The organism is Roseivivax sp. CAU 1761 (genome assembly GCF_054482755.1).
In genome coordinates this window covers 76,277-101,969 of sequence record NZ_JBTLRM010000001.1, presented here as the reverse complement: position 1 = coordinate 101,969, position 25,693 = coordinate 76,277, and the positions used below count along the sequence as shown (strand labels likewise).

Here is a 25,693-nt window from a genome sequence, read left to right as displayed (position 1 = left end):
TTTCCTAGCCTTCTGCTCGGTGAGGTTCAAGGGGTTATCACTCCGGTTATCAGGTTTCTGTTCCGTACCTGTTCTGTTCACAGCGCCCCCCAGAGCTTTCGCTTCTCGGCAGCGGTGCGGGCGCGCGTGATCTGGCGGGCGATGCCGGCGTACTTCCGGATCATTTCCTTGGAACTGTGGCCGCTGTAGCTGGCAATCTCGTCGTCGTCGCAGCCCGCCCATGCGAGTTCCATCACGCCCAGGTAGCGAAGCGCGTGTTGATCGAAGGTCATGAGCCCCAGGCGCTTGCGCTCTTTGGCCATCACGCGCGCCATGTAGTGATAGCTCATCGGCGTGCCATCGCGCTTTGTGAGGATGAAGATGCCCTTCTTCGGTGCGGCATCGAGTACGGCCTTCAACTGCGGCGTACAGGGCAGCCAAAGCGGCTTGTCGGTCTTGCTCTGTGACAGGCAAAGGCTCTCGCCGTCGTAGTCCGACCACTTGAAGCGGGTCCAATCGTAGGGACGCTGAACGCTGCCAACGCCCATCTCGAAAATCAGGCGGGGCAGCGACCTCGCCTCTTGGCGCCACTTCGTCACCGCCCATTCCGGCCACGGACGGTGCGGTTGCTCGCGATCCTTCGGCGTGCTCATCAGACGCACGCCCTTTGCCGGGTTGTCCCGCATCCAGCCGATGTTGATGGCGTGCTCGAACAGCACAGACATCACCTGAGGGATGTAGTTTGCGAACCGGGTCCGATGCCGGTTCTTCTCCATGGCCGCGATCACATCCTTTCGGATCGTGCGCGTCGCATCCTTCTTCCCGTTCTTCTCTTCAATGTAGATAAGGACCTTCTCGTAGTCCTCGCGAGTACGAGGCTTAAGGCTGGACCAGCGATCCGAGTGCCTGTAGGAGGCAATGAGGGCCGTCCACGAGGTTTTGCAGTCGACCGCGCGACCCCGGAGGATTTCCCAGTATTCTCGGTCGAACTCGGCGCTGGGAAACGGCGCGGTGATCCTACCGAGATACTTTCCGGCTTTGCGGACGTAGACGTATCCCGGTTTGGTCTCGATCAAGTACTTCTTGCCACCCCAGCGGTTCACCATTCCATGCCTCCATCCTCCATGGCCTCGCCACGCGCAATGCGTTGGAGCTCTTCGACATCCCAGCGTTGAATGCCGCCGAGGTTGCGTGGCGGGGGAAGAAAGCCGCCATCCACAAGGCCCATGAATTCCGGTCGTTTCATGCAAAACAGGTCTGCCGCGGTCTTTTCGTCAGCAAACAACGGAGCAGGTCGCGTAGTCATCCTTCTTTCTCTCTGTAGTTCGTCGGCGTGACTACCCCGTGTCGGTTTCATACAAGTTTATGTACTTGCCCAACTACGTCGCGCCGATGAGAGTGACCTGAGACCCGTTTCTTCTTCCAGTTTGAGGTAGAGTCCGTTCCTACGAGGAGACGGACAATTGAGAGATCAAGGTTCAGCGAAGAGCAGATCATCACCCCGCTTGCTCGGTTTCGGTAGCGCCTGCGCAGTCACCAGGGAGGAAGGGCGAAGACCAGTTGATCCCTGCAATAAGGTCAAGCGGCCGGTCTGAGGCTCAAACCAGGCGCAGTCAGTCATTATCGCAACCTTCGTCATCCTCGTCTCCGCCGAACAGATCGGGCTGGTCTTCGGAAGCCGAAGCCTTACCCGGAGCCTTACGTTGCTTGGGCGTCGGCGCGGGCAGATCGGAGGCGGCGAAGCACGGCCCGGCGACGACCTTGTCCAGCAACTTCTCTAACTCGGGCTCCATCGCAAGGGTCGATTCCAGAACCCACAGCAGTTCCAGAAATTCGTCGCTCATCCGAGCTGTCCAGCGGTCGGGGCGAATGTCGTCAAGCGGCGACGATTTCTTGCCGGCGCGCTTTTTCATCCGGTAGCCCAGCCAAGACTTCACGACCTCAAGGCCGGATACCTCGAAGTCCCAGACCTCGGGCGCTACCGGGCCGAAGCGACCGTCGCCCACGGCAATCTCGCGCTTGGCAGGATCGTAGGCGTATTGCTCGGGGTAGTGCTTCGGGTCGGACGACACGCCCTTGATGGTCGTCGCCTTGCCTTGCGGCAACTCGTCGCCGCGACCGTCGCCCCGGAAGCGCTCGGCATAGGTATGCAGCCAGATCAGCTTGCGGCCCAGCTTCGCCGCCTCGGCAAAGGTCGCACCGTCCTCGGTTATCGGGACGCGCGGGCCGGGCGTCTCAAGCTCGTTCCAGAAGCGCCCGGTGTAGGACTGGCCGCCGAGCAGCGCATAGACGTAAGCCGCCAAATCCTCGGGCGATGGCGTGGTGCCGTATTCTTTGCCGAGCGCGTCCAGCAGACCAGCGGTCACGTTGGGCTCGGACCCTTCGGCGTCCCGATAGAGGGGGATCACGTCCTTGCCGCCCCGCCCGCAGAATGCGTCCTTGTCCGGCACCGCTGAGCTTGCGCAAAGCCCTGCCCCCACTCCGATAACTTTTGTGCTCATAGTCATCAGGAAGATTTGCTGTTCCGAGACTATGTCCCAAAGCAATCCGCCCATACGGTCATTCAACCGATTGTCTTCAAAAGCAAAATGCCGATCCAGAAAGCGCCACTGATAGGGACGGATTTGCGGTCTTGCGTCTTTCTTTGTCAGCCCAGCTATTGGCGGCATCGCCGCGCGCGACGAATGGTGGGGATAGGCCCGAGCAACATCACGGTAGTTGTTGTTGTGAAATAAATTTGGTTTCTCCAACGCCGGCGCCGAAATCAAGCGATCCCATCTTGTTGCCAGAAGTTGGGCGCTTTCAGCAACAGGCCAAGCTCTACCAAACATAGAACCACTTCGCTGGAACGGGAATAGATCAATCACAAGCGGCCAAGCGAAATAGTCTCCTTTGCCGGAGGGAAGAAAAGGTGCGTGCCAACCACTATCGCAATCACGCCAGGCCAGACCCGAAAACCCTTCAATCGTGTCAAGCCGGGCTAGCTTCTCTTCACGATCCGCACCGTCCACTTTCGCGTAGCGAACTTTTGCCGGTTTATCGGACGATGGCTTTTCAGATCGGACACCGATAGCAACCGCAACCGGTGTCTTAATGGCAAACACATTAGGCGTCTTTCGGGTGCCGATATTGTCGCCGCCTAAGTCTACTACCCAGAGCTCATCGAATGTCCGGCGCATTGTTTCCCGGACACCGATAAAGCCCGGCCCGGCAAGATAGCTCGACGCGGTAATACACGTCACCACACCCCCGCATTTTTGTTGCTCAAAGAGCCGCCAGAGCGCCCACCGCCAGAAATAGACATAGTCGTTATACAGGTTCTTCAGATGGACTCCGGCACCGGCTTCCGACGCTGGTTCCGTAAAGTCGCGGAAGATCGGGCGCTCACCCTGTTCCTCTTGTTTCGCGCCGCCTTCGAGTTGATCACCAAACCGAACCCAACCTCCCTTGCGCTTTGTCTTTGTGTCCTCAAAATCAATCTGTTGGCGGTCATAGGGTGGGTTGCCAAGGCACACGAGTACTTCACCCGTGTTCTTTACCTTCCGCGCGGCCTCGTGTTCTTCGGTAAAGGCCCGATAGGTCAACGTCAGGATCGGCGGCTTCGAGTTTGGGCTTTCCAGCGTGTCGGCCAGGTAGATGTTCAACCGCTTGCCGAGCTTTTCTTCGGGCTCGCCCGCCGCCGCCTTGGCGTCGTTCATCGCGCCTTCCAGCGCCTGCGTCAGGCGCAGATGGGCAACGGCATAAGGGCCGACCAGCACCTCGAACCCATGCATGTTCTCGGCCATCTGCCGCGCTCGCGCCGCGACCGCGCCGGGGCCAGACCGCTTTCGCACTTTCTCCAGCCCGTGCTTCACCGCGGCGACCGGATAGGTGCCAGTGCCCACAGCGGGGTCAAGGAACACCACGCCATCGTCGGCAAAGCCGAGCTTCTTGCCGAACCGCTTTTCCAGAAGCTCGGACCCGAGGCGCACTTGCAATTCAACGACCTCGCGCGGCGTATAGTAGACGCCATAATCCTTGCGCAGCTTTGGATCGTAGGCAGCGAGGAAGTCCTCGTAGAAATACAGCCAGAGGTCGGGTTTCGATTTCAGAAAGTCGTGTGGGTCCAGCGCTTCCAGAGACCGGCGCAGCATCTCGAACCCGACCACCAGTTCGTCGCGCGCGGCCTTCTGCCCAAGAAGCTCAAGGGTCCGGGCCAGCAGGCCGTTGTTCGTGTCCAGCGTCTTCGCGGCCTCTGCCGGTTCCAGTTTCGTTGCGCCAGACAGGCGCGCCAGCAGCATCGCGTAGGTCACGGTCTGGGCGTAGGCATCCGCGAACTTGGCGTCGTCGGAATCGGGGAAGAAGAACTGTCGCCACTCGTTGGCGAGAAGCCCAACCGCCGATCCGGTCTGGGCCAGCGCGTTTTCCACCTCGGAGCGCAGGAACCGGGTCAGCGGCGCAAGGTATTGGGCCAGCGGCGTCGGCTGGTGCGGCACGACCGGCTTCCAGCGCAGGAACGGTTCCAGCAGGCGCGCGAGGTCCGCGAGGTCGGTTCCGCCGATGGCGGCCTTGCCCTTCACGGTCGGGTCGTCGGTCAGCTTCACGATGGGGAATCCGTCCGGTCGCTCGCCCGAATGGTAGAGCGCCCATTCCTCCCCGTCCGTATAGATCAGGTTCGGCAGACCTTTCAGCTTGGCCCACTGCTTCTTGTTGTGGTCGCCTTTCAGCTTCGGCGCGTCGGCCCCGAGGCCGGGGGCCTTCAACTCGACGTAGCCGCAAATCAAGCCGCCAACGTAGATCGCTATGTCGGGCCGGACCTTGTAGTCGGAGAGATGCGTTTCCGTCCGGGTCTCGACCTGCAAACCAAGCTTCGCGCCAGCGGCGACGAAAAGCGCTGCCACATCGGGCTTCAACTGGTCCTCGGGCGAGGCCGATCCGGGCAGGAGGAACTTGGCCTTCAGGTTTTCCGCGAATGTATTAAGATCGGCTGCGTTCACAACTCACCCCAAGAACTATTTTTATTTTCTACGGAATAGCAGAAGGTTGCTCACAAGGATACAACGAAAGCGAGCAACATCCGCAAGACCCAGATGATGTATATATTCGTGCGAAAATTGGAATGCGGCATTCAAGACGACCGAGACATGTATTCAAGGTGGACGTAACGCATGAGGAAACACAGTATTCGCTACGGGCCGTTCGCGGCGGGGCACGTTGCGCTTCAATGCAAGCGCGATGACCGAAGCACAGCGATAATCAAATGGACTCCAATCGGTTGTCAAGATCCGATCCCTGACAACTTCCGCCTGCACCACGAAAAGCAAAGGGCTGGGTTCTGACCCACTCTCTTCAAGAACAGGCCCTAGCTTCAAGAATCCTTGCTACAGATGACCGCGCGATACCGAGATTTCGTGCGATCTGGCGTTGACTCAATCCATACTCAGCGAGCCGTTCCACCGCCTGGCGGTCTATGCTCTGGGGCCTACCTTTGTATCGGCCGGCGGCCCTCGCTTTGGCGATCCCCTCTTTTTGGCGCTGTCTCAGGATGTCCCTTTCGAACTGACCGACGGCGCCGAGTAGGCGCATCATTAGGTCCGTGAAAGGGTCGTCGGCTTCAGGTTTGAAGCTGAGGCCTTCAGACTTGAAGTGTATCGCCGCGCCAGCCGCACGAACCTGCTCGACGATGGCCTCTAGGTCCACAACGGAACGGGCAAGGCGATCCAGCGACCACACATGTATCTCATCGCCGGGACGTAGTTGGTCGAGCATCAACTGAAGCTGAGGCCGATCTCGGTTGGACCCTGTGACCTTTTCCTCGAAGGTCCTTTCCGCATCAAGATCCTGGCGGTCGAAGTTCTGACTGTCGCTGCTGACGCGACGGTATGCGATCCGCATGTGAGCTATCTCCTGTCCATTTGGCTCTAGGGGTCAGTCGGCATCCCCTGCCGGAAAGTACGTCGACCACATTAATCGGCCGTTTCGGCGGATGGCCGGTTTGGCTCTACCCAATCCGGCCGCCTCTTGCGTGGCGGACTCAGCTGCGCACATGCGGATAAGACCTCGGAGGAGATAGAGATGGGAAGATCGTTGAAACGGCGTCGCGAAATCGGAGATGCTGGATATGTACGACCGGTTCGTGACCGGATCTTACAGACGGCTGCCGAGGAGCACCGTGATATCACGCCGGATGAGCGAACACGTCTCTATGCGGAGTCCTGGGAACTCGCGCGAGCGGGATACTACATCCGCGAAGTTCACGATGACGACGAACGAGCTATCGAAGCGGCGCAACTGACTGTACGCAGAGAGCGTAGACGTCGGCGTGAGACAGACGAGGTCGAGCGGAGACGACAGCGGTCGCTGTCCAAGGCCTACGAGGAAAACGAGCGGCAGAACCGCCTGCGAAGGCAGCGGCGGCGACAGCGAGACCGTGACGAAGATGGCGAGTCTGGACCAGGGACTATCGGGTCGTGGCTGATGTGACGTAGGTTTGCGGGACGTCACGACGTCGTTCCTCTCGGATGCGAGGTGTATGGATCCCAGTTCTGTTTGGATTCTTCTTGACAAGAGAAGTAGGATGGATCGCCGCCTCGCCGCAGCCAATCAAACCGCGCGGCCATTGCCTTTCGGCGAATGAATGCGAGGCCGAGCCATCCGGCTTCGGTGGTTGGGAACTCGGTATATCCTTCCACGAGCAGAGCGGGCTCCGCGTGGCCCGACAGAAACATGTTCCCGAGGTCGCGCAGTATTCGGTTTTCGACCAAAGTCGACGAAGTGTTCTTCTTATGATCTCCGCAGGATTTCTTTGCGGGATTTTCGCGGTTCCGACATCTGTTGCACTTCACCTCAGCAGTTTGCAACGAAGTAGATTGCTCTTGGTTCGCTTCGCCCGAAGGCTCAGCGGTATCCGGGTCCTCGGCCTCAACTATTTCCGTTGCCACCGTCGGGATGCTTTGAGCGCGCCGGTGTAGCTGACGCCCTTGCGTCGCTCTGTGATACGCGACGGCCTCGCGCGCGGTTGCCGCCCTGAGGTCCGGGCTTTTGGTCACGTAGCTGGCCAATCGGTCTGCATCTCGGATGACGCCACCGTCATACCAACCGTCACTGCCGAACCTGCCGTCGGCCATCGCTTTGACTTTCCGCATTGTGGGTTCGGAAGCTTGCGAAACGAGGTTCGCGTGGACGAGAAAGAGGCCGCCGTCTTGATGTAGGACCTCGATGCTGGTCCAGACTATTTGCCCGCCGTGTCGTCGCACGGCGTTTGAAAACGCCTGGATGTCGTCGTTCAACATATCCAGACGTTCACGCAGTTCCTCTGCGGCGCATGGCCCATGCGGATGCAGAACCTCGTACCTCAATTTATCCCGATCCGGATGTTCCGCGATGATTCCTCTCAGCACTTCGGCGCGCACCATTGCGTCGGGAATGGAGTAGTATGGGAGCATCGAGATGCGACGCGTCGAACTCGGAGTGAGAGTGCGCCTTGTGATTGCTCCCACGATCTGGATATCGCGGGTTTGCGTGTGTTCGGTCTCGATCCCGGCGTCGGCAAGGTATCGCAGTAGGCGGCGATCCTCCGCACTGAAGCCATGCGGGTAGTAGCCCTGGACAGCAAGGCGGGCTCGGTAGTCGGCTGCGGTTTCCCCGGGCAGCGGGCGCGGTTTGTCATGTATCATAGGAGCGCAGTTGGCGCTCCGAATGTCAGCGCGGGTTAACGCCAAGCGCGAGTTGCGAACGCACTCTCTCGACCCAGGCGCGCAGAGCGGCGGCGGCGTCCCGAATGGCCGCTACAGGGATCGGAGAGGGCTGCGCGCGTGCTGACCCGTGGCCGCGGAACGCAACTGCCACTCCTACTCGGGAGCGAGATCGTCGAGGACGTCGATCATCTCGAGTATCAGCTGCTCGATCCGCTCCTGGCGATCCAAGAGCTGCTGGATTGGATCCTCGTCGGTCCCCTCCGGGAAGGACAGCATGTCCTCCAAGCGCATCAGCCTGGCGCTGTTTTGTTCCAACGCCTTCAGAATGGTCGTTGAGATTTGTTCGGGCATGTTCGAGTCTCCGTAGGATTTCATGTGTGTCTTTGCGACGCGCCTGTAGCGGTCGGCTCGCGGAACACAGATACCTGCCGTCTCGCGCGGTAATCACGAGCGGCTGTGCGCCCTTCCCGCCTCGTCGCACGCCTTGTGCGCAACGAACGCCATAAGCATCTTCGATCTTCGCCAAAGCGCGGCCAAGTTCCTGAACTGGCGTCTGGCGAAGGCCTTTTAACGCTTCGACAAGGACAGGGAGATCGACACTGTGCCGGTGGGCTGCTCGTTCCGCTGGCCGATTATATGCCGCGCGCGGTCGCTCCTGGTCAGCGGCCGCACGCAAAGAGGCGGCAACGTCTGGGTCACCTTCCTTTTCTAGTCGGGCGATGACGGCTTGGTGATGGCGCCCAATAAGAACTCGATGGCCGAATTTGACCTCAAGTTGGCGCGAGATTTTTTCCTGCCGCTCCCAGCTGTGGCGGCTACACAGTACCCGTCCGTGTTCGTCGCACTCGGGCGCAACGATATGGTAGTGCGGAACGGACGAAAGATCGGCGCGTACGGATTCATGCTGAACGACGAGGAGTGGGCGGTTCCCAACTTCGAACTCGGCACGAATTGCGTGCACGGCTTCGGCGAGTTCCCAGCGTGAGACCGGCTCATTTGGAGAGAGCTGCCAATGGCGGAGGCTGTATTTCCCTCCTGAAAGAGCCGCGCGAATATCGGCGTCTTGCGCGACCGTCGCGTCACCGGAGATGATCACGGGCTCCCCATGATCGAGTAGGTACGCAACGGCGCGGCCAGCATCGCCGGATCGGATGCGAGTGCTGGCAAGGATCATCGACGGGGTCGGCGGATTCGCACGAGTTCGGCCTGCATTTCATCGAGCGCGCGAACGATGGGCTCATACATCTTGCGCAGTTCATCGATTGCCGCACTTGCGTTCCTGGCGTCGAGATGTCCCGCCTTGGCGCCTTCGTTGACGCGTCGTGCAACTTGGTTCAGATTTTTTGCGGCGCCAGCGGCTTGCCGGACCGCTGATGCCAGGAGGTCGCGTGATGGCAGCGCCTTGGTCGCATTGGGGCCCAGGACTGCTGCTCTAACAAGATCGGCAGCGGTTATCCCGTGGTTCCGAGCGCGAGCATGGAGCCGCTCCCTTTCCGTCTTGCTCACCCAGATCGTAAACCGTTTCGTACGTCCCGTCGGCATCGTGTCCTCCTCGCATCCCCGCCGAGATGTGCTGGGCGGATTAACGAGAAGTATGCGCAGCTAGATGCAAGCCGGAGCAGGATGTCGATCCGGGAGCTTCTATAGCTGCATCTTGCTGGGGGGTTCGTGGGGGCTGCGCCCCCCGACAAGGACTGGCGGCTGTACGTACGTGCGCACGGCGCCATGCCTTGCTACCGATGAAATTTCGCGCGACTTGCGACACGAGGGCGGGCGAGACCTCGACCGTTTCAGGGCAGCCGATGCGGCACTTTTGTTTCCGCGGCGGGCATTCTGCGGCGACAGCCACTGGAGTGCCCTCCACTGCTCAATTTCGCCGGAAAAGGGGCCGAGAACGCTTGCGGTTGTTCTGCCACCCGCTTTGTGACGTGCGCCCTGTACCGGAGCATCAGCTGCATCTTGCAGGGAAGGAGGGCCATCTTCCGAGTTTATCAGGTTCACCCACTGTTCGGGCTTTGTCCTGATAACTATATGAGGTTAAGGCATTGCAGCGGAAAGAAAAAGTCATGGATTTGCAATCCGCTGCGTAACCACTCCGCCAACTCGCCGAAGTGCCGCCTCTTTAGTCGCCCGCCCGCCGCGCCGCAAGAGGGCTTGGCGGCCATCGGGCGCGGCGGGCGGAATTTTCCCCGGCGCTTGCCCCGGCGGCGCGGGCCCGCGAGGGTCGGCCGGGAAATTCGCAAGAGGGGGCAGGCCATGCCGTGGCAAAACCGGGTCGATCCATGGGGCGCGTTGCATGCCGTGCCGGAGCGCGGCGCGCTGATGGGCAATCGCGGCATCCTGCACGACGCCGACGGCAGCATCGCTCGCAAACACGCGCACCCCAACTGGGTGATCTGCACGCTGGAGCCCAGGGGCGCGCCGCAGACCCTGATGGCACCGAGGCATTACACCCAGCTCTTCTTTCTCGACGAGGCGACGGCGCTGGCGGCCGGGCATCGGCCCTGCGCCTCCTGCCGGCGGGCGCGCTTCAAGGAGTTCCGCGCGCTCTGGAGCGAGGTCCACGGCACCGGCGGCGCGGAGCGGCTGCGCGCCGCGGCGATCGACAAGGCGCTGCACGCGGCGCGGCTCGAGAACCGGCGCAAGCGGACCTTTTTGGCGGCGCCGGACGACCTGCCGCCCGGCACGCTCTGCGCGGACGGCAAGGATCCCGTGCTGATCCACGAGGACGGCGCCTTCGACTGGAGCTTCGCGGGCTACCGGCGGCGGGCGCTCCCCCTGCCCGACCGCGTCGCGGTGCTCACCCCGGCCCCGGTCGTGGCGCTGTTCCGCGCGGGCTTCCGGCCGGCGATTGCGGCGCTCCCCGGGGCCTGAGCCGGACTCAGCGCAGGCCCTGCCGGGCGATCTGCTCGGCCAGCGCGGTGACCGCCGCGCTGCGGGCCGCGGCGATGACACGGACCGAGGGGTTCTCGGGCAGCGGCACCTCGATGCGGAAGCTGCCGGCGCGGTCGCCGACGCCCTCGCCCTCCTCGGGCGCCACGAAGAACTGCCCCGACATCATGAAGCCGCCGGCCAGCGTCGCGCGCATGTCCTCGAGCCGCACATCGACCTTGGCGGCCGGGAAGGTGCGGAACGGCCAGGGCTCGGGCGCCACCTGCGCGCCGGTGATCGCCCCCAGGTCGCGCGAGAGCTGCAGCGTCACCGCGCGGGCCGGGTCGTCGGCCCAGAGCGGGCCGAGCTCGGTGATCGCGCCGCCCGGCTCCTCGACGAAGATCTCCTCGCCGGCGGCATAGGTCGGCAGCGTCACCTCGACGACTTCCAGGGTCGGGTAGCGCGAGGCGACGCGCGCCTCGGGCGCCGAGGGCGGCGTCGCGAAGCGCTGGTCGCCGGGGCCGCAGGCGGCCAGCAGGCCGAGGGCGAGAAGCGGCGCGAAGCGGCAGGCGCGTGCGGCGCGGCGGGCGGTGGTCAGGGTCATGTCAGCGTCCCAGTATCAGCGAATTCGGATTGCGTTCGATGGTGCGGGCCAGCTTCTCGACCGCCGCGGCGGCCTCCTCGACCTGGCGCAGAGCGGCGCGGGCATCGCGGCTGAACTCGGCATCCGCGGAATAGGCGGCGAGCGTGGTGCCGGCCTGCCCGGCGAGGATCTGGATCTCCGAGGACAGGGCCGGCAACGACCGGCTGGCCTCGGCGATGGCCTGCGCCGCGTTGCGGGCGGAGGCCAGCGTGGCGTTGGCGTTCTCCACCAATCCGCCGGCGCGCAGCTCCTGCAAGGTCGCCCGCAGCGCCGCCAGCGACCCGTTGAGCTCCGAGGGCAGCGCCCGCGTGGCCTCCTGGTCGATCAGCCGCTCGGCGGCGTCGATCAGGTCGGTGGCGCGCGCGGCCAGTTCCTCGATCTGCACCTCGCCGGCGGAGTCGAGGATGCCGCGGGCCTCCTCGACCAGCGCCGGCAGGCCCTCGGCGGCGGCCTCGACGTCCTCGACGGCGCGGGTGATCTTGCCGGTCACGTCCTGCGCCTCGAGCTCCGCCATCAGCCGCGCCAGCGTCTCGCTGGTGCCCTGCAGCTCGTCGAGCAGGGTCGAGACCTGGGTCGGCAGGCCCTGCACGTCCTCGCTCTCGACCACACCGCGGGCCGATGCCAGCAGTTCGCGCAGCTCCACCGGCACGTTCTGCACCGCCTCGCCGGCGACCAGGCCCTGAAGCTCGGCCAGGAGCAGCTCGGCGGCGGCCAGCAGGTCGCGCACCTCGGTGCCCAGCGCCTCGAATTCCATTGCCCCGGCATCGGCGGCCAGCGCCTGCACCTCGTCGATCAGGGCCGGCAGCCTCTCCGCCGCGAGCCCGACCGAGCGCACCGCGCCGGTCAGCGTCTCGGCGGCGCCCTCCTCCTCGAGCCCGGCGGCCAGATCGGCCACGGTGCCGGCGGTGACGCGCAGATCCTCGACCAGCCCCGAAAGCTCGGTGGGCAGCGCCTGCAGCGCCGGATCCTCGGCCAGGCCGCGGGCCGCCGCGAGCAGGCCGCGCAGCTCTTCCGGCGCCGCCTGCAGCGCCTCGTCGCGCACCAGGCCCTCGACCTGCCCGAGCAGGCCCTCGGCGGCGGTCAGCAGCGTCGCGAGCCGCGCCGAGAGATCGGAGAGCGGCACCTCGCCCACCCGGGCCACAACCGCCTGGGCCTCGGCGACCAGCGGCGGCAGGCTGTCGGCGGCCCGGCCCACGGCCTCGACCGCGTCGGTCAGGGTGCCAGCGGTGTCACGCTCCTCGATCTGGGTGACCAGCGCGGAGATGGTCTCCGCGGTGCCGCCGAGATCGCTCAGCAGGCCCGAGACCTGCGCCGGCAGGCCCTGCACGTCCTCGCTGTCGACCAGCGTGCGGGCCGAGGCCAAGAGGCCGCGCAGCTCGCCCGGCACCGCCTGCACGTCCTCGGCGGCGATCAGGCCCTCGGTTTCGGCCAGCAGGGTCTGCGCCGCGACCAGCAGCTCCGAGAGCTCGGCCGAGAGCCGGTCGAAGGGCACTTCGCCGGCGCCCTGCACCACCCCGCGGGCATCCTCGATCAGCCCCGGCAGCGCGCCCGCGGCCTCGCCGATGGCGGCCACGGCGTCGCTGACCGTGCCGGTGACGTCGCGCTCGCGCAGATCCTCGACCAGCCCGGTCAGGGTCTCCGCGCTGCCCTGCAGGTCGGCGATCAGGCCGGAGATCTGGCCCGGGATGCCCTGCGTGTCGTCGCTCTCGGCAACGCCGCGGACCGCGGCCAGGATGCCCAGAAGCTCGTCCGGCGCGTCCTGCAGCGCCTGGCTGCCGATCAGCGTGGTGGCGTTGTCCATCAGCGAGATCGCCGATTGCATGACCTCCTCGATGGGCAGGTCGGAGACCCGCTGCAGCACGCCCTGCGCGGTCGCCGTGACATCGGTGATCTGGGCCGAGGCGGTGGGCAGGCGCGGGAAAGGCTCGGCCGCCATGTCGAGCTCGGCGGGATCGGCGGCGAAGACATCGACCAGCTCGACCTTGAGCCCGCCGGTCAGGATCGAGGCATTGGTGAGCCGGGCGCGCAGGCCGTCGGCGATACGGTCCTCGAGGAAGGCGAAGAGCGCCGCCTCGTCGGCCTCCTCGCCGAGCCCGATGCGGCTCGGGCTGAGCCGCGCGGTGGCCAGCAGCCGCACCTCGCTGTCGCCGAACCGCTCGCGGTCGACGATGCCGGTGATGTTGACCACCTCGCCGACCCGGAGACCGCCCAGTTCCACCGCGGCGCCCGAGGTCAGGCCCGACAGGTTCTCCTCGAACACCATCATCACGTCGACGGCCTCGCTCTCGCCGGCCACCAGGAAGTCGTCGCGTGCCGCCTCCTCGTCCGGGAAGAGCTCGTAGACCGCGCCGGGCTCGATCGGCGCGCCGCCCGATCCCAGCGTCTCGAAGGTGACCCCGCCCTGGATCAGCGAGGCGAAGGAGGTGAAGTTCAGCCGCGCGCCGGTGGCGCCCAGCGTGAAGTTGAAACCGGAAATGTCCCAGAACCGCGTCGAGCTGGTCACCAGCGAGGCGTAGTCGCCGTAGATCACCGCGTCGGCCTCGACCCCGAGCCCGTCGCCGGCGATGCGCGCGGCATCGACCATGCCGACCTCGACGCCCTTGAACAGGATCGGCGTGTCCGAGGTCGGCAGGCTGTCGGAGGAGCGCAGGGTGAACTCGACCCCCTGCTGCCCCGCGGTCAGGAGCGGCGCCGCGTCGAGCCCCTCGTAGCGGCCCGCCCAGGTGCCCGGCTCGGTGTCCCAGACGCCCCGGATGTAGACCCCGGAGAGCACGGTATCGAGCCCCGAGACGCCGCGCGCGCTGACCTCGGGCCGCACCACCCAGAAGCGCGCCTCCTCGTCGATGTAATCGGCCACGTCGGGATCGACCCGCACCGAGACCACGACTCGTTCCAGGTCGGCGCCGAAGGCCACGCTCTCGACGACGCCGACGGCCACGTCGCGGTAGCGCAGCTCGGTCTCGTTGGCGGCGACGCCGGCGGCGTTGTCGAAGGCGATGTGGATCACCGGCCCGCGCGCCGCGTAATTGCGGTAGGCGGCCCCCAGGGCCACCGCCAGCGCGACGATCGGGATCAGCCAGATCAGCGAGACCCGGTCCCAGAGCGTGGGCTTGCCCTCGGCAAGCGGCAGGTCTTCGGGCTGGGCGGGATCGTTCGGGGAATCGGTCACGTGGGGCGGGTCCGTTGCGGGCTGCGCGCCTTGTCCCAGATCAGTCGGGAATCGAAGGATTGCGCGGACAGCATGGTGAAGATCACCGACAGCGCGAAGGTCAGCGCGGCCGGTCCGGGATGGATCTGCGCCACCGCCGACAGCTGGACGAGGGCACTGAGGATGGCGACGACGAAGACGTCGATCATCGACCAGCGGCCGATGAACTCGACGATCTCGTAGAGATGCTGGCGGCGGCGGGCCGACAGGGTGGAGCCGCGCCGGGCCGAGATCGCCAGGTAGGCGATGGCCAGGAACTTGCCCACCGGGATCAGCACCGAGGCGATGAGGATGATCGCGGCGATGGCGTAGCTGCCGCTCTGGGCGATCTCCACCGCGCCGCCGACGATGGTGCTCTCGGAGCGGCTGACCAGCGTCCGGGTGACCAGCATCGGGTAGAGATTGGCCGGGATGTAGCAGACCAGCCCGGCCACCCACCACGCCCAGACGCGCTGCAGGCTGGTGTGGTCGCGCGACGACAGGCAGCTGCCGCAGCGGCCGCAGCGCGGCGTGCCCCCGGGCCAGACCCGGGCGCAGCGCGTGCAGGCGACGAGGCCGGCCTCGCGGGCCGTCACTCCCGCGGCAGTTCGAGCGATTTCCATACCGACCATGTGCAGAGGTAGTTGTCGTTGACCATCACCACCACCACAAGCGCCGAGAACATCCAGAAGGCCGGACCGAAGCCGATCTGTGCCAGATCGGCCACCTTGACCAGCGCCACGGCGCAGCCGATGGCGAAGATCTCGGCCATCGCCCAGGGCTTCAGGCTCTGGCTGTAGCGGAAGGCCTGGCGGGCATGGGCGTAGGGCGCCCGGTCGCGGACGATGGGCAGCAGCGTGTAGAGGATCAGCAGCGTGCGCAGCAGCGGGATGATGATGATCGTCGCCGCGGTGACCAGCGCGAGAAAGGCCATCGGCCCGCTGTTGAAGGCGGTGGCGGCGTCGAGGATGGTGGCCTGGTTGCCGAGCCCGGCGGCGGTGATCTCGAGAAACGGGAAGAACAGCGCCCCGGCGACCAGGATCAGCACCGTCAGGGTCAGCGCGATGATCTTCATCCCGGCCTTGCGGCGCGGCGCGATCAGCACCGTGTGGCAGCGCCGGCAGACGGCGCGCTGGCCGCGCGCCGGCATCCGCACCCGGTAGAGCAGATCGCAATGCGGGCAGGCGATCAGCTCGTCCAGCGGCGCCGGCGGTTCGGCCGGCGGATCGGCGAGCGGGGAGAGGCCGGGGGCGATCTCGGCGGACACGGGGGCGGCTCCTTTCGGGATGCGCGAACGGGGGCTGCCCGTATCGCGCCATTCTGCGCCGGACGGGCCGGGTTGCAAGGGCCGGGGCGGCGAATTCCACGCAACCGTGACCCCGGGCGCGCGCTCCGAACCGCCACAACGGCGCGTTTTCGGCATGCCGGGCATTGACCGGAGCGCGGCGCTGGGCTTTGCCGGCAGCATGACGCAGACCCCCGACCTGGTGATCTTCGATTTCGACGGCGTGCTCGTGGACAGCGAGACGATCAGCGCCCGCATGCTGGTGGCGGCGCTGGCGGATTACGGCGTCGCCATCGACGAGCCCTATGTCGCCCGGCATTTCCTCGGGCGCTCCTACCCGGTGGTGCTAGCGCGCATCCGCGAGGAATTCGCGGTCGCCCTGCCCGAGGGCTTCGAGGCCGAGTACCGCGCCGCCCTGCTGGCCGCCTTCCGGCGCGAGCTGCGGGCCATGCCGGGCGCCGCGGAGGCGCTGGAGCGGCTGGCCCTGCCCTGCTGCATCGCCACCAGTTCGAGCCCGGCCCGGGTGGCGGAAACGCTGGAAATCTCGGGGCTTGCGCGCTTCTTCTCGGGCCGCGTGACAACCGCCTCCGAGGTCGCGCAGGGCAAGCCCGCGCCGGATCTCTTCCTGCTCGCCGCGGCCCGCGCCGGGGTCGCCCCGGAGCGCTGCCTGGTGATCGAGGATTCCGGGCCCGGCCTGCTCGCCGCCGCCGCGGCGGGCATGCCGGCCTGGCACTTCACCGGCGGCAGCCACTTCGCCGCGGGCCTGCCGCCGCTGCCCGCGGGCGCCCGTCCGGAGCGCCGAATTGCCTCCTTCGCCGAGTTTTGCGATGCTGTCGCATCCTTCACGGAGATCGATACGCCCGATGACCCGCCTCGCGCCTGAGGACCTCGAAGCCTCGCCCCTCGACCAGGCGGCCCGCGCGGCGTGGCTCTACTATGTCGGCGGAATGCGCCAGGACCGGGTCGCCGAGGAGCTCGGCATTTCCCGCCAGCGCGCCCAGCGGCTGGTGGCGCGCGCCATGGCCGAGGGTCTGGTGCGGGTCCGCATCGACCACCCGATCACCGCCTGCATGGAACTCGAGGCGCGGCTTAAGACGCGCTTCGGCCTGGCCCGCGTGCGCGTCGCCCCGGATGCCGGGGCCGAGGCGCAGCGCGCCATCGTGCCGGTGGCGGCGGCCGAACTCGACGCGATCTTTGCCGGCGAACGGTCGCTGACCATCGCGCTGGGGACCGGGCGGACGCTGCGCGCGGTGATCGACGCGATGCAGAACCGCGAGGGCCGGCATCACCGGCTGGTGTCGCTGATCGGCAATGTCTCGCCCGACGGCTCGGCCTCGTTCTACGAGGTCATCATGCGGCTGGCGGACCGGGTCGGGGCGCCGCATTTCCCGATGGCCGCGCCGGTGATGGCGCGTGATGCCGAGGAGCTGGCGCTCTATCGCGGCCTGCCCCATGTGCGCACCGCCAGCACCGTCGCCGAGGCCGCCGACCTGACCATCGTGGGCATCGGCCAGATGGGCGACGACGCGCCGCTCTACGTCGACGGCTTCCTGACCCGCGAGACCCTCGAGGCGCTGCAGGACGCCGGCGCGGCGGGCGAGATCTGCGGCCATGTCTTCGATGCGCAGGGGCGCTATTTCGACCCGATCCCGGGCTACCTGCCGGTCGGGCGCCGGGCCAGCGGCCGCGTGCTCTGCATCGGCGGCGGCCCGGTGAAGCTTGCGGCGCTCGCCGCGGCGCTGCGCGGCGAGCTGATCACCGACCTCGTCACCGACGAGATCACCGCCCGCGCCCTGCTGGCCTGACCGGCGCCGCAGGCGGTCCCGCCGATAAATCTTAACGAAACGTTAACGTCTTGGCAAGCCGAATGGATTCCCGTTCGGCGCCGCATTGCCGCGCGCTTTGGCCGCGGCTGCGGACAAAACAGGCTTGACCGAATCGCGGGTTCGTGAGCATCTGCTCGATACACGGGCACTTGCTCATGTCTAGGGAGGACATCATGACAAGCACCATCCGCGCCCTCTGCGGCGCCACGGCCTTGACCACCGTGGCCTTTGCCGCAGCGGCCCAGGACACCACGCTCACCATCGCCACCGTGAACAACGGCGACATGATCCGGATGCAGGGCCTGACCGACGACTTCACCGAGAAGCACCCCGGCATCGCGCTGGAATGGGTGACGCTCGAGGAGAACGTGCTGCGCCAGCGCGTGACCCAGGACGTGGCCACCAAGGGCGGTCAGTTCGACGTCATGACCATCGGCACTTACGAGGTTCCGATCTGGGCGGCCCAGGGCTGGCTGGTGCCGCTCGAGGACATGGCCGAGGACTGGAACCCGGACGATTTCCTGCCCGCCATCGCGGCCGGCCTGTCGGTCGACGGCAAGCTCTATGCCGCGCCGTTCTACGGCGAGAGCTCCATGGTCATGTACCGCACCGACCTGATGGAAGCCGCCGGCATGGAGATGCCGGACGAGCCGACCTGGGCCGACATCCAGAAGGCCGCCGAGGCGATGACCGACAAGGATGCCGGCATCTACGGCATCTGCCTGCGCGGCAAGCCCGGCTGGGGCGAGAACGCGGCCTTCCTGACCGCCATGTCGAACAGCTTCGGCGCGCGCTGGTTCGACGAGAACTGGCAGCCGCAATTCGACAGCGAGGCGTGGAAGGAGACCCTGACCACCTATCTCGATCTGATGAACAATTACGGCCCGCCGGGCGCCGCCTCGAACGGCTTCAACGAGAACCTGGCGCTGTTCCAGCAGGGCAAGTGCGGCATGTGGATCGACGCCACGGTGGCCGCCTCCTTCGTCACCAACCCCGACGAGAGCACGGTGGCCGACAAGGTCGGCTTCGCCATGGCGCCCAACAAGGAAGGCGTCGAGAAGCGCGCCAACTGGCTCTGGGCCTGGTCGCTGGCGATCCCGTCTGGCACCGACGCCGAGGAGGCCGCCAAGACCTTCATCTCCTGGGCGACGGGCCAGGGCTACACCGAACTGGTGGCCGAGAACGAGGGCTGGGCGAACGTTCCGCCGGGCACCCGCACCTCGCTCTACGAGAACGAGGAATACCTCGCCGCGGCGCCCTTCGCCGAGAGGACCATGCAGTCGATCGACGCCGCCGACCCGACCAACCCGACGGTCGATCCGGTGCCCTATACCGGCGTGCAGTTCGTCGCGATCCCGGAATTCCAGGGCATCGGCACCGCCGTCGGCCAGGCCTTCTCCGCGGCGCTGGCCGGGCAGACCGACGCCGAACAGGCGCTGGCCCAGGCGCAGTCGCTGACCGAACGCGAGATGAGCCGCGCCGGCTACCTCAAGTAGGTCCTCCCCGGGCGGCGCCCCCTTCCGCCGCCCGCGGTCCGGCCCGTGACGGGCCGGACCCCTTGCAACGCTGATCGGTTCCGACGAGGTGCGCCATGGCGACCCAGCATTCCCGCGCGGCGGCCCGCGTGATGATCTCTCCGGCGGTGATCCTGCTCCTGGGCTGGATGCTGATCCCGCTCGGCCTCACCCTGTACTTCTCGCTGCTGCGCTACAACCTGCTGATGCCGGGCGCCAACCCCTTCGTGGGCTTCGAGAACTACGCCTATTTCCTCTCCGACCCGACGTTCCAGTCGGCCCTGGTGAACACCCTGCTTCTGGTCGGCGGCGTGCTCCTGATCACCACCGTCGGCGGCATCCTCTTCGCGCTGCTCCTCGACCAGCCGATGTGGGGCCAGGGCATCGTGCGCATCCTGGTGATCGCGCCGTTCTTCGTCATGCCCACGGTCTCGGCGCTGGTCTGGAAGAACATGTTCATGAACCCGGTGAACGGGCTCTTCGCCTGGATCGCCGACCTGCTCGGCCTGCAGCCCTACGACTTCCTGAGCCAGGCGCCGCTGATGTCGATCATCGGCATGGTGAGCTGGACTTGGCTGCCCTTTGCCACGCTGATCCTGCTGACCGCGCTGCAATCGCTCGACAGCGAACAGCTCGAGGCGGCCGAGATGGACGGCGCCGGCCCGTTCTCCCGCTTCTTCTACATCGCCCTGCCGCACCTCGCTCGGTCGATCACCGTGGTGATCCTGATCCAGACCATCTTCCACCTGTCGATCTTCGCGGAGATCCTGGTGACCACCAATGGCGGGCCCGGCACCGCGTCCACAAACCTGACCTACCTCGTCTACGCCGAGAGCCTGCTGCGCTTCGATGTCGGCACCGGCTCGGCCGGCGGCGTGGTCGCCATCATCCTCGCCAACATCGTCGCGATCTTCCTGATGCGGATGATCGGCAAGAACCTCGACGCCTGAACGCGGGCACGCATTGGAACCGCGCGGACCGCGCCCGGTCCGCATCCGCCAGAAGGGGACCGACATGGCCCGTGCCGTCAAACCGAGCCGCAAGGCCGTCAACACCGCCATCGCCTGGAGCCTCGGGCTGCTGATCTTCTTCCCGATCCTCTGGACCGTGCTGACCAGCTTCAAGACCGAGGCGCAGGCCATCGCCGATCCGCCGCTGTTTCTGAACTTCGACTGGACGCTGGAGAACTATGCCGCGGTGCAGGAGCGCTCGGACTATTTCCGGCATTTCTGGAACTCGGTGATCATCTCGGTGGGCTCCACGGTGATCGGCCTGATCATCGCCATCCCGGCGGCCTGGGCGATGGCCTTCGTGCCGGGGCGGCGCACCAAGGACGTGCTGATGTGGATGCTCAGCACCAAGATGCTGCCGCCGGTCGGCGTGCTGGTGCCGATCTACCTGATCTTCCGCGATGTCGGCCTGCTCGACAGCCGCATCGGGCTGATCATCGTGCTGACCCTGATCAACCTGCCGATCATCGTCTGGATGCTCTACACCTACTTCCGCGAGATCCCCGGCGACATCCTCGAGGCGGCGCGCATGGACGGGGCCTCGCTGCGCTCCGAGGTGCTCTACGTGCTGCTGCCGATGGCGGTGCCGGGCATCGCCTCGACGATGCTGCTGAACATCATCCTGGCCTGGAACGAGGCGTTCTGGACGCTCAACCTCACCGCCGCCACGGCGGCCCCCCTCACCGCCTTCATCGCGTCGTATTCGAGCCCCGAAGGCCTCTTCTACGCCAAGCTCTCCGCCGCCTCGACGATGGCCATCGCGCCCATCCTGATCATGGGCTGGTTCAGCCAGAAGCAGCTGGTGCGCGGTCTCACCTTCGGCGCGGTCAAATAAGGAGTTCCGGACAATGGGACGCATCACGCTCGAAAACGTCACCAAGGCCTTCGGCGAGGTCGAGGTCATCCCGCCCCTCAACCTCGAGATCGAAGATGGCGAGTTCGTGGTCTTCGTCGGCCCCTCGGGCTGCGGCAAGTCGACCCTGCTGCGGCTGATCGCCGGGCTCGAGGACGTCACCTCCGGCACCATCCGGATCGACGGCACCGAGGCCACCGACCTGCCCCCGGCCAAGCGCCGCCTGGCCATGGTGTTCCAGTCCTACGCGCTCTACCCGCATATGAGCGTGCGCAAGAACATCGCCTTCCCGATGAAGATGGCCGGCGTGCCGCAGGACGAGCAGACCCGCCGCATCGAGGCGGCGGCGCGCGCCCTCAACCTCACCGACTACCTCGACCGCCGCCCCGGCCAGCTCTCGGGCGGCCAGCGCCAGCGCGTCGCGATCGGCCGCGCCATCGTCCGCGAACCGGCCGCCTTCCTCTTCGACGAGCCGCTCTCCAACCTCGACGCGGCGCTCCGGGTGGGGATGCGGCTGGAGATCTCGGAGCTGCACACGCGGCTCGACACGACCATGGTCTACGTCACCCACGACCAGGTCGAGGCGATGACCATGGCCGACAAGATCGTGGTGCTGCGCGCCGGCCATATCGAGCAGGTGGGCAGTCCGCTGGAGCTCTACCGCCAGCCGCGCAACCTGTTCGTGGCGGGCTTCATCGGATCGCCCAGGATGAACTTCCTCGACGGCGCCGCGGCCGCCGGGCACGGCGCCCAGACCATCGGCATCCGCCCCGAGCACATCCGCCATTCCGCCACCGAGGGCGCCTGGAAGGGCACCGTCGGGGTCGCCGAGCATCTGGGATCGGACACCTTCTTCCACGTCCATCTCGACGGCCGCGAGGAGCCGATGACGGTGCGCGCCAGCGGCGAAGTCGGCCTGCATCACGGCGACACGATCTGGCTCACCCCCGATCCCGACTGCATCCATCGCTTCGACGCGCAGGGCCTGCGGGTCGCCTGACCCCGGGCCCCGCCCCGGCCGCCGCACCGGCCGGGAGCGCCGCCGCAGCCCCCCGACCGGACGCGGCCCGCCGCGGCCCGGCCCCCCTGTTCGCCCGAAAGGTTCGACCATGGCTCTTCGTCTGTCCAACGCCGCGCTCGGGGCCCTGCCCGAAGGCGTCACCGGCCCCGCCTATGACCGCGCCCGCCTCACGCCGGGGATCGTGCATGTCGGGCTGGGCAATTTCCACCGCGCCCACCAGGCGGTCTATCTGGACGACCTGTTCGGCCGCGGGCTCGACCATGACTGGGCGATCTGCGGCGCCGGGGTGCGGGCGCCGGATGCCCGGATGCGCGCCCTGCTGCTGGACCAGGACTGCCTCTCGACGGTGATCGAGCTCGAGGCCGGGACGGCCCGGCCGCGGATCGTCGGCGCGATGACCGATTTCGCGCCGGTGGCCGCCGACAACGCGCCGTTGATCGCCCGCATGGCCGATCCCGCGACCCGCATCGTGTCGCTCACCGTGACCGAGGGCGGCTATTACGTCGATGCCGATACCGGCACCTTCGACCCCGACCATCCCGACATCCGCGCCGATGCGGCGACCCCCGAGACCCCGGCCACGGTGTTCGGCGCCATCGTGGCGGCGCTCCGGGCGCGGCGGGAGGCCGGGCACGCGCCCTTCACCGTGATGTCCTGCGACAACCTGCCCGGCAACGGCGCGGTGACCCGCGACGCGGTGGTCGGCACGGCCGGCCAGAGCGACGACCGCCTCGCCGCCTGGATCGCCGAGACGGTCGCCTTCCCTAACGCCATGGTCGACCGCATCACCCCGGCCACCGGCGACCGCGAGCGCGCCCTGGCCCGGCGGCTCGGCCTCGACGACCCGGTGCCGGTGACCTGCGAGCCGTTCCGGCAATGGGTGCTCGAGGATGCCTTTACCGCCGGCCGGCCGCGCTTCGAGGAGGCCGGGGTGACCCTGACCTCGGACGTGCACGCCTTCGAGCGCATGAAGATCCGCATCCTGAACGGCGGCCACGCCATCATCGCCTATCCCGGCGGGCTTCTCGACGTGGAGATGGTGCACGACGCGATGCGCCACCCGCTGATCGGGGCGTTCTTCCGCAAGGTCGAGACCGAGGAGGTGCTGCCGCATGTCGCGCCGGTGCCGGGCTACACGCCGGAGGCCTATCTCGACCTGATCGAGACCCGGGTCAGCAACCCGGCGGTCGAGGACACGGTGCGCCGGCTCTGCTTCGACGGCTCGAACCGGCAGCCGAAATTCATCGTGCCGTCGATCCGCGACAGCCGCGCCGGCGGGGTGCCGGTCAGCGGCCTGGCGCTGCTCTCGGCGCTGTGGTGCCGCTACTGCGCCGGCCGCACCGAGAGCGGCGCCGAGATCGCGGCCAACGATCCCGCCTGGGACCGGCTGACCGCGCGCGCGGCGGCGGCGCGCGAGGCGCCGCACACCTGGCTCGAGCAGCGCGACGTCTACGGCGACCTGGCGCGCGACAGGATCTTCGCCGACGCCTTCGCGGGCTGGCTGACGCGGCTCTGGCGCGACGGCACCGAGGCGACGCTGAAATCCTATCTCGGCTGAGTCCGGCCGCCGCGCCGGCCCGGCGTCAGGCAAAGAGCGCGCGGAGCTGCGCGCAGCCGGCCTCGGCCGCCGCGATCTTGCCGTCGCGCAGGAAGCGCTGCATCCGCTCCAGCGCCAGTCCGGTGGTCTGGATGTCGAGCACGAGGCCCGGATCCGCCGGGTCGCGGCGGGCGGACAGATCGACGGCGGGCTCCGCATCGACCAGCAGATGCGCCGGCCGCGCGGCCTGGTCGCGGCCGAAATCGTAGGCCAGAAAGCCCTGCTCGGCGGCCCGGACCAGGGTCGCGAAGGTCAGCGCGTCGCGCAAATCGTCCCGCGGCGCGTGCGAGGTCAGGCGCACCACCTCGCCGAACAGGTCGTCGGTGACGTGCACCGCCATGGCGACCACCGCGTCGCCGCGCAAAGCCGCCATCGCCATCAGCCGGTCGCTGGCCCGCGCCGTCGCCAGCGCGGCGCGGTAGCCCGAGAGCCGGCGCAGGGCGCGCCGGTCGCCCTCGGCCCCGGCGGCGGCGATCAGCGCATCGAAGGCGGATTCGGCCGCACCGCCCTTGAGCCGGCGGAGCGCGATCCCCTCGGGCAGCGCCGGGGCCGCGGCGGCGAGGCTGCGTGCATCCTCGGGCAGCGACACCACGAGATCGGTGTATTTCGCCGGCGCGTCCGCGTCCGTGCCGCCGGACCAGCTGATCTCCGCGCCGCCGGCCGCCAGCATCTCGGCCAGGAGCGCCATGCGCGGCGTGGGCGCGACATAGGCCAGCGTCAGGCGGGTCCAGGGCAGGCCCAGGGCCTCGCGGGCCAGCGCCCGCACCGCGCCGCGTTCGGCCACCGGATCGCAGAGCAGGCCAGTTCTGGGGCTCAGCACCAGCCGCCCGCCGCCCTCGAGCTCGGTCTCGAAACGCTGCCGCGAGCCGCTCCAGTGCACGCGGTTCTTCAAGGGCAAAAGTCCGAGCAGCCGGCCGCTCTCCCGGTCGCGCGCCGCCAGCACCGTCCACCGCAGCGGATGGGCGCGGAAGGCCGCGCTGAGCCAGCTCCAGGACAGGAAGGCATTGGCGTCCGGGTCCTGCCGGTACAGCGCCTCCCAGTCGCGGCGCAGCTCCGCGAGGCCGGCCCCGGTATCGACGACCTCCACCGCGATCCGGTCCTCGTCGTCACGGCCCTGCACGCTCATCTGGTTCATCGTCCCGCTCCGGCGCTCACGCCGCCTCCCGTAGGATCGTCTCGAACATCTGCGCGGCCTGCTCGAAATCCCGCGCCAGGGGCCGGGTCAGCGCCCTGCGGTCCCCGAAATGCGCCGCCGTCCGGCAGAGCTGCGCCGCGAATTCCGGGTGCAGCCCGGCATCGTCGTAGCGGCGGATCCGGGCCTTCGACAACCAGCCGCGCTTGCCCACCTCCTTGACGATCAGCTTGAGGCGCTGAACGCAATGCAGCGTCAGATAGACCGACAGGTAGTCGAGATAGGCGTCGCGGTCCGCGACGCCGCCGGCGTCGAGCGCGTCCCCGACCACCTCCTGCATGACCTCCGGCGGCAGCGGCCAGGCCTCGTCGCCGATCAGCCAGGCCAGATCCTCGGCGCCGTGGCGCAGGCCGCAATACTCGAAATCGAACCAGCGCAGGCGTCCGTCGGCACCGAGCGCGGCGTTGCCGGCGCGGCAATCCCACTTCACGAAGCGCTGCGGCCCCGCCGCCACCGCCTCGCAGAGCCGGGCGCGATCGATGCCGGCCGCGCGACCGTCCGAGAACGGCGCAAGCGCCGCGCGGGCATCGACGAAATTCTCGATCCAGGCGCGATTCGCCCCGAGATGCGGCAGCGTCCGGTCCAGCCCGGCCTGCCCGGCCGCGGCCTGAATGCGCAAGATCGCCGCCACCGCCTGCTCGGCCAGGGCGCGGCGCCGCGAAGCGGGGGCGCGGGCGATCTCCTGGTTCAGGCGGCGGGTGCCGACATCGGACTGAAACACCACCTCGCCCGCCACGCCGAGGCACTCGGGCACGTCGGCACAGCGCCCGGAGAGGCGGTCGAGCACATGCGCCTCGAGATGGGCGCGGCGGAAGTTCGGCCGCCGGGTCGCGATCACCGCCCGGTCGCCGAGATACAGCCGGCAGCTCGCCCGGCCCTCGCCGCCCGGCGTCTCCACCCGGGTCACCCTGGCGCCGAACTGCGCCTCCGCCGCAGCGACGATCGCGGCCAGCCGGCGGCCTTTCCGGCGGCGCGGGCGGGGCCGCGCGTCTGCGGGCATGTCTGGGCGGCTGTCAGGGCTCACGTCCGGGCTCCGTTC

At 67.2% G+C, this 25,693-nt stretch carries 21 protein-coding genes and 1 pseudogene; 8 read left to right on the top strand and 14 right to left on the bottom strand.

From position 1 onward, the window contains the following. Positions 1–77: 77 nt before the first annotated feature. From ACXYMW_RS00475 to ACXYMW_RS00440, 8 genes and pseudogenes are all read right to left on the bottom strand, one after another. On the bottom strand, positions 78–1,085 hold the full coding sequence (locus tag ACXYMW_RS00475; protein ID WP_459033317.1) for a tyrosine-type recombinase/integrase: 1,008 nt from the start codon (positions 1,083–1,085) through the stop codon (positions 78–80). After that, positions 1,079–1,225, bottom strand: coding sequence for a hypothetical protein (locus ACXYMW_RS00470; RefSeq protein ID WP_459033316.1), 147 nt, complete (start codon positions 1,223–1,225; stop codon positions 1,079–1,081). Before ACXYMW_RS00470 ends, ACXYMW_RS00475 begins: the two co-directional genes overlap by 7 nt. 367 nt (positions 1,226–1,592) lie before the next feature. Beyond that, positions 1,593–4,955 (bottom strand): type ISP restriction/modification enzyme, encoded by a 3,363-nt coding sequence (locus tag ACXYMW_RS00465; RefSeq protein ID WP_459033315.1) that lies wholly within the window; start codon positions 4,953–4,955, stop codon positions 1,593–1,595. 352 nt (positions 4,956–5,307) lie between these two features. Continuing rightward, positions 5,308–5,853: a recombinase family protein gene (locus ACXYMW_RS00460; protein ID WP_459033314.1), complete on the bottom strand. Its 546-nt coding sequence runs from the start codon at positions 5,851–5,853 to the stop codon at positions 5,308–5,310. 605 nt (positions 5,854–6,458) lie between these two features. Next, positions 6,459–7,634, bottom strand: a complete 1,176-nt coding sequence (locus tag ACXYMW_RS00455; protein WP_459033313.1) for a hypothetical protein — start codon at positions 7,632–7,634, stop codon at positions 6,459–6,461. A gap of 174 nt (positions 7,635–7,808) precedes the next feature. Further along, positions 7,809–7,946, bottom strand: coding sequence for a hypothetical protein (locus ACXYMW_RS00450; protein WP_459033557.1), 138 nt, complete (start codon positions 7,944–7,946; stop codon positions 7,809–7,811). A gap of 526 nt (positions 7,947–8,472) precedes the next feature. Next, a pseudogene (locus tag ACXYMW_RS00445) lies at positions 8,473–8,829 on the bottom strand (hypothetical protein); the annotation flags it as partial. Further along, positions 8,826–9,197 carry a plasmid mobilization protein gene (locus ACXYMW_RS00440; RefSeq protein ID WP_459033312.1) on the bottom strand — a complete coding sequence of 124 codons (372 nt, stop codon included), beginning with the start codon at positions 9,195–9,197 and terminating at the stop codon, positions 8,826–8,828. The pseudogene ACXYMW_RS00445 and the gene ACXYMW_RS00440, both read right to left, overlap by 4 nt. Positions 9,198–9,911: 714 nt before the next feature. On the opposite strand from ACXYMW_RS00440, the gene ACXYMW_RS00435 reads away from it, so the two are divergent. After that, positions 9,912–10,529: a hypothetical protein gene (locus ACXYMW_RS00435; protein ID WP_459033311.1), complete on the top strand. Its 618-nt coding sequence runs from the start codon at positions 9,912–9,914 to the stop codon at positions 10,527–10,529. 7 nt (positions 10,530–10,536) lie between these two features. Here ACXYMW_RS00435 and ACXYMW_RS00430 read toward each other — a convergent pair whose 3' ends face one another. The 4 genes from ACXYMW_RS00430 to ACXYMW_RS00415 are packed head-to-tail and all read right to left on the bottom strand — an operon-like array spanning position 10,537 to position 15,623. Beyond that, positions 10,537–11,130, bottom strand: coding sequence for a PqiC family protein (locus tag ACXYMW_RS00430; protein ID WP_459033310.1), 594 nt, complete (start codon positions 11,128–11,130; stop codon positions 10,537–10,539). Position 11,131: 1 nt separating this feature from the next. Continuing rightward, the gene (locus tag ACXYMW_RS00425; RefSeq protein ID WP_459033309.1) at positions 11,132–14,338 is read right to left on the bottom strand and encodes an MlaD family protein; all 3,207 of its coding nucleotides are present in this window, start codon (positions 14,336–14,338) and stop codon (positions 11,132–11,134) included. After that, a complete protein-coding gene (locus ACXYMW_RS00420) occupies positions 14,335–14,988 on the bottom strand; it encodes a paraquat-inducible protein A (protein ID WP_459033308.1) in 654 nt (217 codons plus the stop codon). The genes ACXYMW_RS00425 and ACXYMW_RS00420 overlap by 4 nt, the downstream gene beginning before the upstream one ends. Next, on the bottom strand, positions 14,949–15,623 hold the full coding sequence (locus ACXYMW_RS00415; protein WP_459033307.1) for a paraquat-inducible protein A: 675 nt from the start codon (positions 15,621–15,623) through the stop codon (positions 14,949–14,951). Before ACXYMW_RS00415 ends, ACXYMW_RS00420 begins: the two co-directional genes overlap by 40 nt. A 199-nt stretch (positions 15,624–15,822) precedes the next feature. Here ACXYMW_RS00415 and ACXYMW_RS00410 point away from each other — a divergent pair, with 199 nt between their 5' ends. The 7 genes from ACXYMW_RS00410 (at position 15,823) to ACXYMW_RS00380 (ending at position 23,423) form a co-directional block, all read left to right on the top strand. Then, positions 15,823–16,524 (top strand): HAD family hydrolase, encoded by a 702-nt coding sequence (locus ACXYMW_RS00410; RefSeq protein ID WP_459033306.1) that lies wholly within the window; start codon positions 15,823–15,825, stop codon positions 16,522–16,524. Next, positions 16,505–17,446 carry a sugar-binding transcriptional regulator gene (locus ACXYMW_RS00405; protein ID WP_459033305.1) on the top strand — a complete coding sequence of 314 codons (942 nt, stop codon included), beginning with the start codon at positions 16,505–16,507 and terminating at the stop codon, positions 17,444–17,446. Before ACXYMW_RS00410 ends, ACXYMW_RS00405 begins: the two co-directional genes overlap by 20 nt. Before the next feature lie 194 nt (positions 17,447–17,640). Then, entirely contained in the window at positions 17,641–18,963 is a 1,323-nt protein-coding gene (locus ACXYMW_RS00400) for an ABC transporter substrate-binding protein (protein ID WP_459033304.1), read from the top strand. Between the two features lie 95 nt (positions 18,964–19,058). Continuing rightward, entirely contained in the window at positions 19,059–19,931 is an 873-nt protein-coding gene (locus ACXYMW_RS00395; RefSeq protein ID WP_459033303.1) for a carbohydrate ABC transporter permease, read from the top strand. 64 nt (positions 19,932–19,995) lie between these two features. Further along, positions 19,996–20,826: a carbohydrate ABC transporter permease gene (locus ACXYMW_RS00390; protein WP_459033302.1), complete on the top strand. Its 831-nt coding sequence runs from the start codon at positions 19,996–19,998 to the stop codon at positions 20,824–20,826. A gap of 13 nt (positions 20,827–20,839) precedes the next feature. Beyond that, the gene (locus ACXYMW_RS00385; RefSeq protein WP_459033301.1) at positions 20,840–21,844 is read left to right on the top strand and encodes an ABC transporter ATP-binding protein; all 1,005 of its coding nucleotides are present in this window, start codon (positions 20,840–20,842) and stop codon (positions 21,842–21,844) included. Between the two features lie 109 nt (positions 21,845–21,953). Next, positions 21,954–23,423, top strand: coding sequence for a mannitol dehydrogenase family protein (locus ACXYMW_RS00380; RefSeq protein WP_459033300.1), 1,470 nt, complete (start codon positions 21,954–21,956; stop codon positions 23,421–23,423). Between the two features lie 25 nt (positions 23,424–23,448). On the opposite strand, the gene ACXYMW_RS00375 is transcribed toward ACXYMW_RS00380, so the two are convergent. Then, the gene (locus ACXYMW_RS00375) at positions 23,449–24,597 is read right to left on the bottom strand and encodes a GNAT family N-acetyltransferase (protein WP_459033299.1); all 1,149 of its coding nucleotides are present in this window, start codon (positions 24,595–24,597) and stop codon (positions 23,449–23,451) included. A gap of 16 nt (positions 24,598–24,613) precedes the next feature. After that, positions 24,614–25,654 (bottom strand): hypothetical protein, encoded by a 1,041-nt coding sequence (locus tag ACXYMW_RS00370; RefSeq protein WP_459033298.1) that lies wholly within the window; start codon positions 25,652–25,654, stop codon positions 24,614–24,616. Between the last annotated feature and the right edge of the window lie 39 nt (positions 25,655–25,693).

Excerpts from the sequence above, each read along its gene's own strand:
- ACXYMW_RS00430 (WP_459033310.1), bottom strand. The coding sequence starts at position 11,130 with ATGACCCTGACCACCGCCCGCCGCGCCGCACGCGCCTGCCGCTTCGCG.
- ACXYMW_RS00380 (WP_459033300.1), top strand. The coding sequence starts at position 21,954 with ATGGCTCTTCGTCTGTCCAACGCCGCGCTCGGGGCCCTGCCCGAAGGC.
- ACXYMW_RS00455 (WP_459033313.1), bottom strand. The coding sequence starts at position 7,634 with ATGATACATGACAAACCGCGCCCGCTGCCCGGGGAAACCGCAGCCGAC.
- ACXYMW_RS00400 (WP_459033304.1), top strand. The coding sequence starts at position 17,641 with ATGACAAGCACCATCCGCGCCCTCTGCGGCGCCACGGCCTTGACCACC.
- ACXYMW_RS00370 (WP_459033298.1), bottom strand. The coding sequence starts at position 25,654 with ATGCCCGCAGACGCGCGGCCCCGCCCGCGCCGCCGGAAAGGCCGCCGG.
- ACXYMW_RS00420 (WP_459033308.1), bottom strand. The coding sequence starts at position 14,988 with ATGGTCGGTATGGAAATCGCTCGAACTGCCGCGGGAGTGACGGCCCGC.
- ACXYMW_RS00460 (WP_459033314.1), bottom strand. The coding sequence starts at position 5,853 with ATGCGGATCGCATACCGTCGCGTCAGCAGCGACAGTCAGAACTTCGAC.
- ACXYMW_RS00375 (WP_459033299.1), bottom strand. The coding sequence starts at position 24,597 with ATGAACCAGATGAGCGTGCAGGGCCGTGACGACGAGGACCGGATCGCG.
- ACXYMW_RS00470 (WP_459033316.1), bottom strand. The coding sequence starts at position 1,225 with ATGAAACGACCGGAATTCATGGGCCTTGTGGATGGCGGCTTTCTTCCC.
- ACXYMW_RS00440 (WP_459033312.1), bottom strand. The coding sequence starts at position 9,197 with ATGCCGACGGGACGTACGAAACGGTTTACGATCTGGGTGAGCAAGACG.
- ACXYMW_RS00385 (WP_459033301.1), top strand. The coding sequence starts at position 20,840 with ATGGGACGCATCACGCTCGAAAACGTCACCAAGGCCTTCGGCGAGGTC.
- ACXYMW_RS00390 (WP_459033302.1), top strand. The coding sequence starts at position 19,996 with ATGGCCCGTGCCGTCAAACCGAGCCGCAAGGCCGTCAACACCGCCATC.
- ACXYMW_RS00450 (WP_459033557.1), bottom strand. The coding sequence starts at position 7,946 with ATGCGCTTGGAGGACATGCTGTCCTTCCCGGAGGGGACCGACGAGGAT.
- ACXYMW_RS00435 (WP_459033311.1), top strand. The coding sequence starts at position 9,912 with ATGCCGTGGCAAAACCGGGTCGATCCATGGGGCGCGTTGCATGCCGTG.
- ACXYMW_RS00410 (WP_459033306.1), top strand. The coding sequence starts at position 15,823 with ATGACGCAGACCCCCGACCTGGTGATCTTCGATTTCGACGGCGTGCTC.
- ACXYMW_RS00395 (WP_459033303.1), top strand. The coding sequence starts at position 19,059 with ATGGCGACCCAGCATTCCCGCGCGGCGGCCCGCGTGATGATCTCTCCG.
- ACXYMW_RS00405 (WP_459033305.1), top strand. The coding sequence starts at position 16,505 with ATGACCCGCCTCGCGCCTGAGGACCTCGAAGCCTCGCCCCTCGACCAG.
- ACXYMW_RS00475 (WP_459033317.1), bottom strand. The coding sequence starts at position 1,085 with ATGGTGAACCGCTGGGGTGGCAAGAAGTACTTGATCGAGACCAAACCG.